Origin of the sequence: Tenacibaculum sp. AHE14PA, assembly GCF_019278465.1 — a bacterium.
GTDB classification, from domain to species: Bacteria; Bacteroidota; Bacteroidia; order Flavobacteriales; family Flavobacteriaceae; genus Polaribacter; species Polaribacter bernardetii.
This window is the reverse complement of sequence record NZ_CP058983.1, coordinates 366930-383480: the sequence shown is the minus strand read 5'-3', so window position 1 is coordinate 383480 and position 16551 is coordinate 366930. Positions and strand designations below refer to the sequence as shown.

The following is a 16551-nucleotide window of genomic DNA, read 5'->3' as shown; positions in this document are numbered from 1 at the left end:
CTAGAAAAGCTTAAAGAAAGTAGTTTTAAGAAAGTTTATTTTGTTGAAATAGAGATTACTTCACTGCGTTCGCAATGACGAATTTCTTACGTCATTACGAGGAAGTATGATGAAGTAATCTTTTTCATCAATTTACAGATTGCTTCACTTCGTTCGCAATGACGAAATTTATATGTCATTACGAGGAAGTATGACGAAGTAATCTTTTTCATCAATTTACAGATTGCTTCACTTTGTTCGCAATGATGAATTCTATACGTCATTACGAGGAAGTATGATGAAGTAATCTTTTTCATCAATTTACAGATTCCTTTACTTTGTTCGAAATGACAAAGTGTTATCTGAAAAATTCTTTCGAATTTTCCCAATGCACATCCATTTCACCTAAAGTCATGTCAGAAAGTTCTTTGCCTTCTTTTTTAGCTGCTGCTTCTAAATATTGAAAACGATTGATAAATTTCTTATTCGTTTTTTCTAAAGCATTTTCGGGATTCACTTTAATAAAACGCGCGTAGTTAATCATAGAAAATAACACATCTCCAAATTCTTTTTCGATGTTTTCTTGATTATTTGCTTTTATTTCTTCGTTTAGCTCAGCTATTTCTTCTTGTACCTTTTCCCAAACTTGTTGTGGTTCTTCCCAATCAAAGCCAACACCAGCAACTTTTTCTTGAATACGACTTGCTTTTACCAACGCAGGTAAACTTTTAGGAACGCCTTCTAAAACCGAAGTTTTACCTTCTTTTAATTTTAGTTTTTCCCAATTCTGTTTTACTTCTTCTTCATTTTTAACTTCAACATCACCATAAATATGTGGGTGGCGGTGAATTAATTTATCAGAAATAGAATTAGCAACATCAGCAATATCAAAAGCTTGTTTTTCGCTACCTATTTTAGCATAAAAGACGATGTGTAATAACACATCGCCTAATTCTTTTTTTATTTCTTGTAAATCATTGTCTAGAATAGCATCTCCTAGTTCGTAAGTTTCTTCAATAGTTAAATGACGGAGACTTTCTAAGGTTTGTTTTTTATCCCACGGACACTTCTCACGAAGTTCATCCATAATATCTAACAAACGGTTAAAGGCGTCTAATTGCTGCTTACGAGTATTCATGATTTATTTTTCTTCTTCTTCGGTAGTTGCTACTTTATCTAAAGAACTAAAGTCAAATTCCGACTGCGCTAAAGTATTATACCATTGAATTACTTTTTTAATGTTAGAAGCATATACACGTTCTTCGTCATAACCTGGTAAAATTTCACTAAAATAAGCCGTTAATTTAGCATTACTTTCTTTGTGAGAAATTCCTTCTTTACCATCTTCTTTATCAGCCATGTTTTTAAGTACAACAGCTAAAGGAACTTCTTCTTCGTATGTATAAATTGCAATGTTTTCTAATAAACTAACATTGTGTGTTGCTGTAATAGGAAAACGCTTTCCATCTACAATAGATCTTACGATTACCCCTGTTTTTGTTTGAGATAATATTTGAAATAATCCTGGTTTACCAGTAACTGCAATAATTTTATTAAATTCCATATTATAATATTTTTAATGTCTTGATAGACTATTTTCTTTTGGCATTAGGGAAGCGCATTCTGTAACCAGCTTGTACTTTTCCTTTTGATATGTTTTCTAATTTCTTTTTGATTAACCTCTTTTTTAATGAAGAAAGTTTGTCTGTGAATAAAACACCATCAATATGATCGTATTCGTGCTGAAAAACACGCGCAGCTAAACCGCCTAAAACTTCAGTGTGCTTTTCGAAGTTTTCATCTTGATACTCAATCGTTATTGTTTCTTGACGAAAAACATCTTCACGAACATCAGGAATACTTAAACAACCTTCGCTAAAAGCCCATTCTTCACCTTCTTCTTTAATTATTTTTGCATTTATAAAAACGCGATTAAAGGTTTCTAAAACTTTTCTGTCTTCTTCTGATAAATCTTCATCATCTGCGAAAGGAGAAGCATCAATTAAAAACAAACGAATGTCTTTTCCTATTTGCGGAGCGGCTAAACCTACACCTTGTGCATTATACATTGTTTCTTTCATATCGGCAATTAGTTTTTCTAACTGCGGATACTCTTTATCGATCTCTTTTCCTACTTTACGTAATACGGGATCTCCGTAAGCAACAATGGGTAAAATCATTTTTTAAATTTTTTAAGGATTGCGAAAATACAAAGAATCGTTTGTCTATAAAATTATTTGTTATACAAATACGACTGTAAAATGATTGTAGCGCTTATTTCGTCTACTAAAGCTTTGTTCTGACGTTGTTTTTTATTCAAACCGCTATCAATCATTGTTTGAAAAGCCATTTTAGAAGTAAAACGTTCATCTTCTCTTTTTATTGATATAGTAGGAATAGCTTTTGCTAGTTTCTGTAAAAAAGGTAAAATCAAAGCTTCACTTTCACTATCAGAATTGTCCATTTGTTTTGGCTTTCCGATAATAAATAACTCTACATTTTCTTTTTTAATATATTCTTTTAAAAAAGGAATTAACTCTTTGGTACTGATAGTTGTTAACCCTGAGGCAATAATTTGCAATTCATCAGTAACAGCAATACCTGTTCTTTTTTTTCCGAAATCTATGGCTAAAACTCTTCCCAAACTAGTTTGTTTTTATGCAAAAATACAGATTTTAAACATGCTACAAGCATCTGTTTAAAAAATGTATCTTCGCATTATATTGAATTAGAGATTTTATATTTGTAGAAAATTATAGAAATGACAGAATTACAAGATATTATAGAAAAAGCATGGAATGACCGTGATTTATTAAAAGAAGAAAACACGATTAATGCGATTAGAAAAGTTGTTGATTTATTAGATGCTGGTGAGTTACGTGTAGCAAAACCAACAGCTAATGGATGGCAAGTAAATGAATGGGTTAAAAAAGCGGTTGTGTTATATTTCCCTATTCAAAAAATGGAAACTTTGGAAGCTGGTATTTTTGAGTACCATGATAAAATTCCGTTAAAAAGAAACTTTAAAGAAAAAGGAATACGTGTTGTGCCAAATGCTGTAGCAAGACATGGAGCATATATTTCTGCAGGAACTATTTTAATGCCAAGTTATGTAAATATTGGTGCTTATGTAGATGAAGGAACGATGGTTGATACATGGGCAACAGTAGGCTCTTGTGCTCAGATTGGTAAAAATGTACATTTATCTGGTGGAGTAGGTATTGGAGGAGTTTTAGAGCCTTTACAAGCAGCACCAGTAATTATAGAAGATGGCGCTTTTATAGGTTCTCGTTGTATTGTTGTTGAAGGAGTTAGAGTTGAAAAGGAAGCTGTTTTAGGAGCAAACGTTGTATTGACAATGAGTACTAAAATTATTGATGTTACTGGTGATGAACCTGTCGAAATGAAAGGTGTAGTTCCTGCTCGCTCAGTAGTAATTCCAGGTAGTTATACCAAAAAATTTGCAGCAGGAGAATATCAAGTTCCTTGTGCTCTAATAATTGGTAAGCGTAAAGAAAGTACTAATAAAAAAACTTCGTTAAATGATGCTCTTAGGGAGTATGATGTAGCGGTGTAATTTTAAACAAATAGCTTTACATATTTATTTCAGATAAATATTATGGTTGCAAAATTAATTAACATTTAGAAGAGGAAATTTAATTCATAAAATGAAATCTATTTTTTTTATAAGAACGTCGCTTGAAATGTTAGGAGCAATTGAGGCACGGAAACAATTCGGGGTAATTGATACTTTACTAATAATTAAATCTGATAGAAGACAAGATAGCACAATAAATTTTTTAATAAAAAAATCGGAAGGCTGGAATAATATAATAAGAACTAAAAAAAAGACTTCTTACGGAGTTTCTTGGCTTAAATTAGTTAAGAAACTGAATAAAGAAAAGTATAAATATTTATTCACTCGTGCATTTCCAATAGCATCTTATTTTGTTAATAATCTAAATTATGAAAAACTATATATTTTAGACGATGGTGCCGCGACTATTGCTATTGCAAAGGAATATAAAAATACAGGAAATTTAACGAAGCGATTTTCTTTATTTAAAGGGAAAAATAAAGTTGGATTTAAATATGATTTAGTTCAAAAAATTTATGCTTCAAATAAGATAAAAATTGATGAGGATGTAACCGACGTTAATTTCTTCACGTTCTATAATTTACCTGATTATGAAAATAATGAATATGTTCAGAATAATTTTACTTGGTTACATTCGTTAAAAAATAATTCTAAAAAAGAGAATAGCAATAAAGTCTATCTTATAGGAACAGCTGTTGTGGATAGTAAAATTTTACTTTTTGAAGATTATTTTACGACTTTAAAAAGGATTTCAGAATTTTATAAAGATAAAGAGATTGTATATGTTCCTCATAAAAGAGAAGATAGTAAGGAATTAAAGACTTTAGAAAAGGAGCTTAATTTTAACATTCGAAGAAATAAGTTTAATATAGAGTTAGACTTCTTGTTAAATAATGAATTTCCAACGCATGTTACTGGTACTATTAGTACTGCTTTAATTATTTTAAAAGGTATATATAAAGAATCAGAGATAGACTTTTTTAACTTCGATGACTCTAAAATTATTGAAAATAAAAAGAAAGTGATAATAGATGTTTATAAGTATCAAGAAAAATATATTAATTATAACAGGTTAAATTATTAGAAATTACAATCTTTATAACAAAAATAAAACCATCTTTCATAATTTTAAAATGAAAAATGGTTTTATTTTTTATATTAAAAATTAGCTTAATTTATTGGAAACATTTTTTGTTTAAAGCTGTTCCTTTTTCAAAATCATTATTAAATTTTTTACCTAAAACTTCATTGTAGTTTTTTGGATGCATTCCAAATCCGGGTCTAACAGAACGAATATTTTCTTCAGAAAGAATATCTCCTTTTTTTACATCTGAAGTAATATATAAAGAGCGAGAAAATTCTCTACCACTTTTCATCTTGTCAGTTAGCTGATAACTAATTTTTCCACTAGTTTTTTCGGCTGATCTAACAGCTTCTACCATTTGAGTAAATTCGGTTTCATCTAATGAAAAAGAAGCATCTGGTCCTCCAATTTCTTTATTTAATATAAAATGTTTTTCAATGACTGTTGCTCCTAAGGTAACAGCAACAACAGGGGTTACAATTCCCATAGTATGATCAGAAAGTCCAGATTTCACATTAAAACGTTCTTTTAAATCTTTTATCATTACCAAATTAGCTTCTTCAATAGGAGCAGGGTAAGAAGAAGTGCATTTTAATAATGTAATATCATTATTTCCAATATTTCTACACGTATCAACTGCTAACTGAATATCTTCATCTGTTGCAATTCCTGTAGAAATGATAATAGGTTTCATTGTTCTTGCAGCATATTCAATTAATGGAATATCAGTAATTTCGAATGAAGCTATTTTATAAATTGGGTTATCTAAAGATTCTAATAAATCTACTGCAGTTTTGTCAAAAGGAGAAGAAAAAACAATAAGACCTTCCTCTCTAGCTACTTTATATAAATCTTCAAACCATTCCCAAGGAGTATATGCTTGTTGATATAAATCATGCAAAAACATTCCGTCCCAAATGGTTCCTTGTTTTAATTTGAAATCGTTTTTTTTAGAATCTAAAGTAATGGTATCGGCAGTATATGTTTGAAATTTAATAGCATCTGCACCAGCTCTTTTAGCTGCTTTAATAGTTTCTATGGCAATTTCTTTACTTCCGTTATGGTTTGCTGATAATTCAGCTATTATAAAACATTTATCTGATGGAATCATCTCTTTTCTAATTTATATACATAACTGTCTATGTTGTTGATTTTTTCTTGTTTATAGTAGTTGTATCCTGCTTTTTCAAAAGACTTTACAGAAGCAACATTTTCTTTTTTTATGTAAGCCAAAATAGGCTTTTTAAATTCTTTAAAGTATTTTTTTGCAGCTTCAATTAATAATATTTGAGCTAATTTTTTGCCTCTAAAATTTTTATCAAGAGTAATTCCTATGGTACTATTTTCTTCCATTATATCAAATCGAATTAAACCAACAGATTGATTATTTTTGATTCCTATTAATAAAAGAGAGTTATTGTCTTTAATTTTGTTCGTAAACCATTTTTTGTGCTCTGAAAAACTAATTTCTTTTGATTGATAAGAATTTTGACGAGTTAAAGTGTCGTTAGACCAATCAAATAATAAGCGAACATCATTTTTATTGACCTTTCTAATATCTATTTTATAATTTATCTTAGAATGAATAATTACATCTTTAAACTCATTATCATAAAAACAGTGATCTTTTAAAACAGCCTCTTTACGATAGTTACTTTCTTGTAAAGCATTGTATAAATTGGGTCTTAAGTCAAAAGCATATGTAAATACCTTATGGAAATTTAATTCATCAAAAGCAACTTTTTCAATGAGTTCTAAATAAGTTTTCCAGTGGAAATTAAAAGACTCTTTTTCTAAAGAGGTGTCCATTATAAATGAGATCTCTGCATTTTTATCAATCCAATTAATATGAACTAAACCACCATAACCTATACATTGATTACCTTTTAAATAAGAAAATAAAATCTGATTTGGTTTTACTTCTTCAAATAGTTTTGAAACTATGTTTTTAAAATAATAATCTTGATCCTCTTCCGTAAGTTTTTTTGCTTGTCGTAAATGATACATTTGTTCATTACGCCATTCCATTATCTTGTTTTTGTCTTCAAAACGGATAGGAACAATAGAAAAATCATCTTTTATAAAAGAGTTATTTTCTAAAATGATGTAATTGTTTTTTTTATTTTTCAAGAGCAAGTTGATATTTTATTTCTGCCAATTTCCAATCTGTTTCTGTGTCAATATCTTGGGCATTTAATTCATTTATTTCAATAATTCCTGAATTGTCAGTCCATAATTTTCCTTTTTCTAAAGCTGTTTCTGGTTTAAAAAAGTAAAACTGTCCCACATCGTGGTAAGCTACTTCTAAATCTTGTGACCTACTATTTAAATGTTCTGGTTGAAACATTTCCATTTTACCGTTCTCATCTAAAACTTTTAAAGCTCTTTGTATAGGGAAACCGAAGCGGATTGCAGGAAAAACAGTATCAAAATTATTAGCTACTAATTGTTGATGTGCATTTATTAATAAGTCACTCGTTACAAAAGGAGCTGTTGCATAAATACAACATGCTGTTTCTATAAAAGTATTTTCTTTTTTATACCAGTTTAAAACTTCGTTAATTACATCAAATGTAGTTGCAAAATCATTAGAATTTTTTTTACTTCTTTTAAAAGGTATTGTTGCTCCGTATTGCTTCGCTATTTTTGCAATTTCATCGTCATCAGTAGAAACAATAACTTCATCAAATAAATTACTATTTATAGCAGCTTCTATTGAATATGCAATAATAGGTTCTCCTAAAAAGGTTTTAATATTTTTCTTAGGAATCCGTTTACTTCCGCCACGTGCAGGTATAATAGCAATTCTACTCATTAATAAATTCTAAAACTTTATCGATTACAAATTGTTGTTCCTTATTGGTTAAACTAGGAAACATAGGTAAACTAATACACCTTGAATAATAATTTTCAGCATTTGATAAATTAGCAGTACTATAATCGATATTTTGATAGTAAGGTAATTTGTGAACTGGTATATAATGTATTTGAGCAAAAATAGAATGACTTCTTAAGAAATCGTATAATTCTTTTCTCTTATCTACTTCAATAATAAATAGGTGATGTGCATTATAGCTTTTATTTGGTAATTCTTGGAATTTAATTTTTCCTTGAAAAGCTTTTTTATAAGTATCTGAGATTTCATTTCTACGAATTACACCAGCTTCATTTTTCGCTAACTGAGTAATTCCTAAAGCTGACTGAAAATCAGTTAATCTATAATTAAAACCCAACTCTTGCATTTCGTAAAACCAATCACCATGATTTTCTGTCATGTTTTCTTTGGTAATTCCGTGAGTTCTAAGTAAAGATAATTTTTTATAGGTTTCTTCTGAATTTGTAGTTAACATTCCACCCTCACCACAAGCAATATGTTTTACAGGATGAAATGAAAATACACCTATATTAGCATAGTTCCCATTTCCGCACTTTTGTATTGTATTGTTAGTGTCTTTAAAATAAGCACCAGGTGCATGACAGGCATCTTCAATAAGCCATAAATCATACTTATCTGCTAACTTTTTGAAGTCTTGAAGATTAACAGGTAAACCAGCAAAGTCAACAGGAATTATTCCTTTAAAGAATCCTTTAGGCTTACTTTCAATTAATTTACGCACACTTTCTATTGATAATAAATAAGTGTCAGGATCAATATCTGCAAACCATACTTCACCATTCGCAAAACGGACACAATTTGCGGACGCAGCAAATGTTATAGGTGTTGTAATAACGCGATCTCCTTTTTTTAAACCCATCGCTAAAACTGATAAATGTAAACCAGAAGTAGCGTTATTTACAGCTAAAGCATATTTAGAACCTACATAAGTAGCAAACTTTTCTTCAAATTCTTTAACTTTTGGCCCTTGAGTTAAAAAGTCCGCTTGTAAAGTTGTTACAACGGCATCAATATCATCTTGTTGTATGTTTTGTCGTCCATAAGGAATTTTAAAAACCATTATTATATATTAAAGTTAGGATCTACATGTTCTTTAACCAATTCTCTTAAGCTCTCTATAGTTTCCCATTCTGTATTGTTATTTGAATCGTAAGAGAAACCTTTTGGCACATTTGTACCATTAAAAGCCTTTTTATATTCATCTAAAGTATAAGAAGAGTAAGGAGAGTTTTGAGGTAAAATAGCGTAATATTTTCCTAAATCTAATGTAGTAAAAGAGTCAGATGAAGTAATCATTTCTTCGTGTAATTTTTCACCAGGTCGTATTCCTACAATTTTCTGCTCTAATTCAGGAGCAATAGCTGTTGCTACATCTACGATATTATAAGAAGGTATTTTAGGAACAAAAACTTCACCTCCCCAAGCTTTTTCAATAGCATAAAAAACCATTTCACATCCGTCCTGTAACGATATGTTAAAACGAGTCATGTCAGCATCTGTAATAGGTAGAAAAGTTGATCCACTTTTCTTTTTATTTAAGAAAAAAGGCATAACAGAACCATTTGATCCCATTACATTACCATACCTAACTACTGAAAACTTAATATCTCTTTTTCCTTTAATATTGTTAGCAGCAATAAATAATTTATCTGAAGTTAATTTTGTTGCCCCATATAAGTTTATGGGAGCTGCAGCTTTATCTGTTGACAAGGCAACAACATTTTTAACACCACATTTTAACGCAGCATCAATAACATTTTCAGCACCATTAATATTAGTTTTAATACATTCCATTGGGTTGTATTCTGCTAAATGAACATGTTTCATAGCTGCAGCATGAATGATAATATCTATATCTTCAAAAGCGCTTTCTAATCTTTTTACATCTCTTACATCTCCTATAAAATAGCGAATTTGTGGGTATTCTGTTTCAGGAAATTCCTGAGCCATCTGAAAATGTTTTTGTTCATCTCTAGATAATATTACAAGACGTTTTACAGCTGGAAATCTACTTAAAATTAATTTAGTAAACATTTTACCAAATGATCCTGTACCACCAGTAATTAAAATAGATTGGTTATTTAAGTTTAGCATAAAATTTTTGATTCAAAATATAAATATGATAGTTTGTAAAAATACATATTTTATAACTTTTATGTATCTTCTATTTAATAAATAGTAAAAGGAATTTTTGTATGGCATAAATTATGGTAAATTTGTCAGAAAAAAAATGTAAAATTTTATCTTTATAAAGATAAAGTGATAAAAGATTTACAAAAAGAAAGATATATTTTTTTCTAGGTAATTTTATGCACAGTTTAGGACTGTGTTTAAAGCACCTAATTTAAATTTCATTAAAATTCATGAGCTATCCTATTGATGCTGTTATAACCTGGGTTGATGGCAAAGATGCAAAGCATCAACAAAAAATGTTACCATATCTAAAAGATAAAAGTGTAATTAGTAATAAGGAGTTTCGAACACGTCTTGATCAAGTTGAAGAAATAAAGTATGCTGTCAATTCTATTTTAAAATATGCAAGTTTTATTAGAAATATATTTATAGTAACAGATAATCAGGTTCCAAATTTTATTAAACTTAAAAAAAAAGGTACTTATGAAAACGTTTTTATAATAGATCATAAAGATATCTTTAAAGAAGATAGTGAATATTTACCTGTATTCTCTAACAGACCTATAGAAGCTAAATTGTATAATATACAAGGTTTGGCTGAGCATTTTATTTATTTAAATGATGATATGTTTCTGCTTAAAGAAACTAAAATTACAGACTATTTTATTAATGAAGAACCTATAATAAGAGGTAAATGGATAAAATTTGAAGAAGAAAAACTTCATAAAAAAATATTTCCAGATTCGGATAAAACAAAGCCTAAGCATAAAAGAGCACAGCAAAAATCAGCAGAAATAGTAGGGTTTGAAAAAAAATTTTATAGATTTCAACATATTCCCGCACCGTTAAGAAAATCAACGTTTAAAAAATTCTTTAAAGAGAATCGTAGTATTGAAATTGATAATGTTAGGCATAAGTTTAGGGATGTAACTCAGTTTACCGCTCAAGGACTTGCAAATCATATTGAAATAAAAAATAATACATGTACTTTAAAAAGTGATTATAAATTAATTTATATACATAAATGTAAACCTTTTTTTTGGGCGAAGTATAAATTAAATATTCTAGGTAAAAAAAAGAATAAATTATTTTTAAACATGCAAAGTTTAGATCAGCGTCCTAAAAAAGTACAAATTTACTTATTGAAATGGTTAGAGAAAAAATTTAATTTAAATAAGTGAAAATTTTAAAGCAAAAAAATGTTCTCTTATATAGATTTCTTTAGAATATAATAACTAAGCCTGTAGAAAATTATAGCTATAATAAGTATTTTATGATTGAATTAATTAATAACCTAAAGCAAGGTAAAACAATCCTCTACCCAACAGATACTGTTTGGGGTATTGGCTGTGATGCTACAAATGAAGTTGCTGTTAAAAAAATATATAAAATTAAAAAAAGAGAAGAATCTAAAAGTTTAATTATTCTAGTTTCTTCTATAGAAATGCTAAAGGAATATGTTAAAGTTGTTCCTCAAATAGCATTGGATGTGTTAGAAAATACAACAAAACCAACTACAATCATATATCATAGCCCTAAAAACTTAGCAAAAAATACAATTGCTTCAGATAACACGATTGCTATTAGAATACCAAAAAATGATTTTTGTTTGCAATTAATAAAAGAGTTTGGTAAACCTATTGTGTCTACATCTGCAAATATTAGTGGTGAATCTACGCCAAAATCATTTATAGATATAAGTAAATCAATTTTAAAAAGTGTAGATTATGTGGTAGATTTGCATGAAGATAATACAACAGAAAAATCATCTACAATTTTAAAGATGGATGGTGATTCTGTTATTGTGATAAGAGAATAATTAGATGCAAGAACAATATTTTAAAGAAGCAATTTCTGCTGAAATATTTCAATATATAAGTAAAGCAACCGAAGAATTACAATTAGAAAGTTATGTAATTGGTGGTTTTGTACGAGATTTTATTTTACAAAGAGGTACTGCAAAAGATATAGATGTCGTTGCTGTTGGTAGCGGAATTGAGTTAGCAGAAAAAGTAGCTTCTTTATTGCCAAACAAACCAAAAGTTCAGATTTTTAAGACATACGGAACAGCAATGTTGCGTTATAAAGATATTGAAATAGAGTTTGTAGGCGCTCGTAAAGAATCGTATACAGAAGATAGTAGAAATCCAGAGGTTAAACCTGGTACTTTACAAGACGATCAGAATAGACGTGATTTTACTATTAACGCTTTGGCTTTGAGCTTAAATAAAGAATCATTTGGACTTTTATTAGATCCTTTTGATGGAATATCAGATTTAGAAGCTAAAATAATTAAAACACCTTTAGATCCTGATATCACTTATTCTGATGATCCGTTGCGTATGATGCGTGCTATTCGCTTTGCTTCTCAATTAAACTTTGTAATTGAAGCAGAATCTTTAAGTGCCATTGCTAAGAATTCAAAAAGAATAAATATTATTACGAAAGAACGAATAATTGTTGAATTAAATAAAATATTAGAATCGTCTAAACCTTCTGTAGGATTTTTACTATTAGAACAAACAGAACTTTTAGAGCGAATTATTCCTGAATTAACAGCATTAAAAGGAGTAGAAGAGGTAGAAGGGCAAAAGCATAAGGATAATTTTTATCACACTTTAGAAGTGGTTGATAATATATCAGAAAATACTGAAGATGTTTGGCTTCGCTGGGCTGCTTTATTGCACGATATTGGTAAAGCACCAACAAAACGTTATCATAAAAAACAAGGTTGGACGTTTCATGCACATGAATTTGTAGGTTCTAAAATGGTTTTTAAATTATTTAAACGCTTAAAAATGCCATTGAATAACAAAATGAAATTTGTTCAGAAAATGGTCATGTTAAGTTCTCGACCAATTGTGTTGGCAAGTGATGTAACAGATTCGGCTGTAAGAAGATTAGTTTTTGATGCAGGTGAAGATGTAGATAGCTTAATGACGTTATGTGAAGCTGATATAACAACTAAAAACTCAAAGAAGTTTACACGCTATCATAAAAACTTCGAACTTGTTCGTGAAAAAATTAAAGAAGTAGAAGAGCGTGATAAAGTTCGTAATTTCCAACCACCTATTACGGGAGAAGAAATTATGAAAGCCTTTAATTTAAATCCATGTAGAGAGATAGGTCAGATTAAAGAAGCCATAAAAGAAGCTATTTTAGAGGGTGAAATTCCTAATGAACACGAAGCCTGTTATCAATATATGATAGAAAAAGGTAAGAAGTTAGGTTTAGAAAATAATTAAAAAGTTATAAGTAATAAAAAAGGGAAGTTTTTAAAAACTTCCCTTTTTTATTTATGTTAATGATTGCATTGTAACAAGTTTAAAATACTCTCCTTTCTTGGCAAGTAATTCCTCATGTTTACCTTGTTCTACAATTCTTCCTTTTTTCATTACAACAATATTATCAGCTTTTTGAATTGTTGATAATCGATGCGCAATTATTAAAGAAGTTCTATTTTTCATCATTTTTTCTAAAGCAACCTGAACTAATTGCTCAGATTCTGTATCTAAAGCAGATGTTGCTTCATCTAGAATCATTATAGGCGGATTTTTTAAAACAGCTCTGGCAATTGCAATTCTTTGTTGTTGTCCTCCTGAAAGTGAGCTACCGCGATCTCCTATTATTGTATCATATTTTAGTGGTAAATCTTTAATAAATTCTTCAGCATTTGCTATTATGGCGGCATCTTCAATTTCTTTTTCTGTAGCAGATGGTTTACTTAATTTAATATTATTAGCGATAGTATCATTAAACAAGGTTGAATCTTGAGCAACAATACCAGTTAAACCTCTTAACGATTTTTTAGAAATATTTTTTATGTTATTTCCGTCTATAAGAATATCACCTTTGTTAACATCGTAAAAACGAGTAATTAAATTTGCAAGTGTAGATTTTCCACTTCCAGATTGCCCAACCAATGCTACTGTTTTACCTTTAGGTATTGTTAATGAAAAATCTTCTAATACATATGTGTCATCATACATAAAAGAGATATTCTTAAATTCAACCGTATTATTAAATTCAGTTAATTCTTTAGCGTTATTAATATCTGTTAATTCATTCTCAGTATCTATAATTTCAAATATTCTTTGTGCCGCAGCATTTCCTATTTTAATATTATTATTAGCCTTTGCCATAGCCTTAGCAGGCGTAAGTATATTATATGCAGCAGCCATAAAACCGATAAAAGTTCCTCCCAATAAGGTTTCATCAATCAAAACCATTTTACCACCATACCAAAGAAGGCCAGCAATGGTAATTACACCTAAAAATTCGCTCATAGGGCTTGCTAGCGTTTCTTTTTTACTCATTTTATTAGATAATAAGCGAATGTCTTCTGTTTGAGTATTAAACTTTGAAGAAAATAATTGTTCAGCGTTAAATGCTTTGACAATTTTTAAACCAGAAATACTTTCTTCTAGAATACTTAAAAGACCACCAATCTTATGAGAAATTTCACCAGACTGTTGTTTTATTTTTTTACTTATAAATGAGATAGCTAAACCAGAAATAGGAATGAAAGTAAAAATAAAAATAGATAATTCCCAGCTTGTTGAAATCATAAAAAATAACGTAAAAACAATATTTAATGGTTCTCTAATAAAAGTTATAATCAAATTAAGGTATGAATTGTTAATTGTATTAACATCATTAGTACTACGAGCTATAATATCTCCTTTGTTTTGATTTGAGAAAAAGGCCAATGGGAGCGTTATTATTTTGTTGTAAATAGTTGTTCTTAGGTCTTTTAACACGTTGTTTTTTAGAAAAACCATTGCTAATTGCCCTAGGTAACCAAACAAATTCTTTAGCAAGAAAACTGCAACTACAGCTATTACTACATATAGTAACGTTGTTTCTTGTCCATAATTTTCATTAGTGTAAGTAACGAAGTAATTTAATAAATCACTTAGATAGTCTTTGTTTAATGATTCACTAAACCCCTTATAAATAGGTTTTAAATATACTTTAGGTGTTTCTCCAAATAGTATATTTAAAGTAGGCATTAATATAATGTATGATAGCGTAGTAAATAAAGCATACAAAATATTAAGAATAATACTTAATATTCCTAATGATTTATACGGTTTTGCGTATTTAAAAAAACGTTTTAAATAATTCATTTACAAATTTAATTCTTTTATAATTCGTTGAATTTTTACATCTAATGCTTTTTCAATAGTTACGGCATTATCTACAGTATCTAATTTTGACTTTACACTAAAATAAAACTTAATTTTAGGTTCTGTTCCGCTAGGACGAGCTGCCATTTTAGTTCCATCTGTAGTTTGATAAATCAATACATTAGATTTCGGAATATCCATAACCGTTTCTTCACCTGTAATTAAATTCTTTTTTATAGATGATTGATAATCGTATAAGTATTCCACTTTAGCATTGTCTATTTTAGTAAACGGATTCTTACGTAAATCAACCATCATTTGTTTGATTTGTTGCGCACCGTCCATTCCTTTTTTAACAATAGAAATTAAGTGTTCTTTATAAAAATGATGACGTGTATATAATGCCAACAATTCTTCATAAAAAGAACTATTATTTGCTTTTGCATTTGAAGCTATTTCACAAGCCAATAGGGCAGAGGTAACCGCATCTTTATCGCGAACAAAATCACCAACCATATAGCCAAAACTTTCTTCACCACCACCAATAAAATCTAATTCAGGGTAGTCTTTAATCATTTTAGCAATCCACTTAAAACCGGTTAAACCAACTTTAGTTTCTACACCGTAAGAAGTTGCAATTTCGTTTACTAAATTCGTAGAAACGATGGTAGAACCTACAAACTGTTTTCCGTTTAATTTGCCTTTATTTTTCCAATCATTAATTAAAAAATCGGTCATCATACTCATAGTCTGATTTCCGTTTAATAATTTCATGTTACCTTCTAAATCACGCACAGCAATACCAATTCTATCAGAATCTGGATCTGTTCCTAAAACGATATCCGCATCAACTTCATTGGCTAAATCAACCGCCATTTTTAAAGCAGCTGGTTCTTCAGGGTTTGGCGATTTTACGGTAGGGAAACTTCCGTTAGGTTCTGCTTGTTCGGCTACAATATGAACTTGTGTATAACCAGCACGTTTTAAAACTTCAGGAATTAACTTAATGGCCGTTCCGTGTAAATTGGTGAAAACAATTTTTAAATCTTTACGACCTTTTACATCAAAGGTTCCGTTTTTAATCGATGCTTGCCAAAAAGCTTCGTCAACTTCATTACCGATAGTTGAAATTAAATCTTCATTGGCATTAAAATGAACATCGGTATAAGCTAAAGAATTTACTTCATCAATAATGCCTGTGTCTTGTGGTGGTACAATTTGTCCTCCGTCAGACCAATATACTTTATAACCGTTATATTCTGGTGGGTTATGTGATGCTGTTAATACGATACCAACATCGCAACCTAAATGATTCACGGCAAAAGATAATTCGGGAGTAGGGCGTAGATCTTCAAAAAGAAATACCTTAATATTATTTGCTGAAAATACATCAGCAACTACTTTAGCTAACCATTTACTATCGTGGCGACAATCGTAACCAATGGCAACTTTTATTTCTTTGTTAGGATAAGTTTGATGTAAATAATTACTTAAACCTTGTGTTGCTTTACCTAAAGTATATTTGTTTATTCGGTTGACTCCTGCGCCAACAATACCGCGCATTCCGCCTGTACCGAATTCTAAGTTCTTATAAAATCGGTCTGCTAAATCGTCAGAATTAGTGTCGATTAGTTGTTGAATTTCTTTTCTAGTTTCTGAATCGAATGTATCAGATAACCATAATTTTGCTTTGTTTAAAATCTCTTTCATGTGTCAAGTTAAAACGTACAAA

The 16551-nt window shown here is 29.5% G+C and carries 16 protein-coding genes; 5 read left to right on the top strand and 11 right to left on the bottom strand.

Annotated elements, in window-relative coordinates:
• Positions 1 to 337: 337 nt before the first annotated feature.
• The 4 genes from mazG to ruvX are packed head-to-tail and all read right to left on the bottom strand — an operon-like array spanning position 338 to position 2623.
• Positions 338 to 1117, bottom strand: coding sequence for a nucleoside triphosphate pyrophosphohydrolase (mazG, locus tag H0I30_RS01780; protein WP_218772601.1), 780 nt, complete (start codon positions 1115 to 1117; stop codon positions 338 to 340).
• 3 nt (positions 1118 to 1120) lie between these two features.
• Positions 1121 to 1543 carry a DUF5606 domain-containing protein gene (locus H0I30_RS01775; protein WP_218772600.1) on the bottom strand — a complete coding sequence of 141 codons (423 nt, stop codon included), beginning with the start codon at positions 1541 to 1543 and terminating at the stop codon, positions 1121 to 1123.
• A gap of 28 nt (positions 1544 to 1571) precedes the next feature.
• Positions 1572 to 2159 carry a peptide deformylase gene (gene def, locus H0I30_RS01770; protein WP_218772599.1) on the bottom strand — a complete coding sequence of 196 codons (588 nt, stop codon included), beginning with the start codon at positions 2157 to 2159 and terminating at the stop codon, positions 1572 to 1574.
• Between the two features lie 53 nt (positions 2160 to 2212).
• Positions 2213 to 2623, bottom strand: a complete 411-nt coding sequence (gene ruvX, locus H0I30_RS01765; RefSeq protein WP_218772598.1) for a Holliday junction resolvase RuvX — start codon at positions 2621 to 2623, stop codon at positions 2213 to 2215.
• A 117-nt stretch (positions 2624 to 2740) separates the two neighbouring features.
• On the opposite strand from ruvX, the gene H0I30_RS01760 reads away from it, so the two are divergent.
• Positions 2741 to 3556 carry a 2,3,4,5-tetrahydropyridine-2,6-dicarboxylate N-succinyltransferase gene (locus H0I30_RS01760; RefSeq protein ID WP_218772597.1) on the top strand — a complete coding sequence of 272 codons (816 nt, stop codon included), beginning with the start codon at positions 2741 to 2743 and terminating at the stop codon, positions 3554 to 3556.
• Positions 3557 to 3647: 91 nt separating this feature from the next.
• Entirely contained in the window at positions 3648 to 4661 is a 1014-nt protein-coding gene (locus H0I30_RS01755) for a hypothetical protein (protein ID WP_218772596.1), read from the top strand.
• A gap of 91 nt (positions 4662 to 4752) precedes the next feature.
• Here the strand turns inward: H0I30_RS01755 and pseI are convergent, their stop codons facing one another.
• From pseI to pseB, 5 genes are read right to left on the bottom strand one after another with little or no spacing between them, the layout of a single operon-like run.
• Positions 4753 to 5772, bottom strand: coding sequence for a pseudaminic acid synthase (gene pseI / locus H0I30_RS01750; RefSeq protein WP_218772595.1), 1020 nt, complete (start codon positions 5770 to 5772; stop codon positions 4753 to 4755).
• Positions 5769 to 6791 carry a GNAT family N-acetyltransferase gene (locus H0I30_RS01745; RefSeq protein ID WP_218772594.1) on the bottom strand — a complete coding sequence of 341 codons (1023 nt, stop codon included), beginning with the start codon at positions 6789 to 6791 and terminating at the stop codon, positions 5769 to 5771. The genes pseI and H0I30_RS01745 overlap by 4 nt, the downstream gene beginning before the upstream one ends.
• Positions 6781 to 7476 carry a pseudaminic acid cytidylyltransferase gene (gene pseF, locus H0I30_RS01740; RefSeq protein WP_218772593.1) on the bottom strand — a complete coding sequence of 232 codons (696 nt, stop codon included), beginning with the start codon at positions 7474 to 7476 and terminating at the stop codon, positions 6781 to 6783. The genes H0I30_RS01745 and pseF overlap by 11 nt, the downstream gene beginning before the upstream one ends.
• On the bottom strand, positions 7469 to 8617 hold the full coding sequence (gene pseC / locus H0I30_RS01735; RefSeq protein WP_218772592.1) for a UDP-4-amino-4,6-dideoxy-N-acetyl-beta-L-altrosamine transaminase: 1149 nt from the start codon (positions 8615 to 8617) through the stop codon (positions 7469 to 7471). The genes pseF and pseC overlap by 8 nt, the downstream gene beginning before the upstream one ends.
• 2 nt (positions 8618 to 8619) lie before the next feature.
• Positions 8620 to 9651, bottom strand: coding sequence for a UDP-N-acetylglucosamine 4,6-dehydratase (inverting) (gene pseB, locus H0I30_RS01730; protein ID WP_218772591.1), 1032 nt, complete (start codon positions 9649 to 9651; stop codon positions 8620 to 8622).
• 269 nt (positions 9652 to 9920) lie between these two features.
• Here pseB and H0I30_RS01725 point away from each other — a divergent pair, with 269 nt between their 5' ends.
• From H0I30_RS01725 to H0I30_RS01715, 3 genes are all read left to right on the top strand, one after another.
• Positions 9921 to 10871, top strand: coding sequence for a Stealth CR1 domain-containing protein (locus H0I30_RS01725; RefSeq protein WP_218772590.1), 951 nt, complete (start codon positions 9921 to 9923; stop codon positions 10869 to 10871).
• 92 nt (positions 10872 to 10963) lie between these two features.
• The gene (locus H0I30_RS01720) at positions 10964 to 11509 is read left to right on the top strand and encodes an L-threonylcarbamoyladenylate synthase (protein WP_218772589.1); all 546 of its coding nucleotides are present in this window, start codon (positions 10964 to 10966) and stop codon (positions 11507 to 11509) included.
• 4 nt (positions 11510 to 11513) lie between these two features.
• Positions 11514 to 12935 (top strand): CCA tRNA nucleotidyltransferase, encoded by a 1422-nt coding sequence (locus H0I30_RS01715; RefSeq protein WP_218772588.1) that lies wholly within the window; start codon positions 11514 to 11516, stop codon positions 12933 to 12935.
• A 51-nt stretch (positions 12936 to 12986) separates the two neighbouring features.
• Here H0I30_RS01715 and H0I30_RS01710 read toward each other — a convergent pair whose 3' ends face one another.
• Together H0I30_RS01710 and H0I30_RS01705 are read right to left on the bottom strand one after the other, a co-directional pair.
• Complete coding sequence (locus tag H0I30_RS01710) at positions 12987 to 14819, bottom strand: ABC transporter ATP-binding protein (protein ID WP_218772587.1); 1833 nt, start codon at positions 14817 to 14819, stop codon at positions 12987 to 12989.
• On the bottom strand, positions 14820 to 16529 hold the full coding sequence (locus H0I30_RS01705) for a phospho-sugar mutase (RefSeq protein ID WP_218772586.1): 1710 nt from the start codon (positions 16527 to 16529) through the stop codon (positions 14820 to 14822).
• Positions 16530 to 16551: the final 22 nt, after the last annotated feature.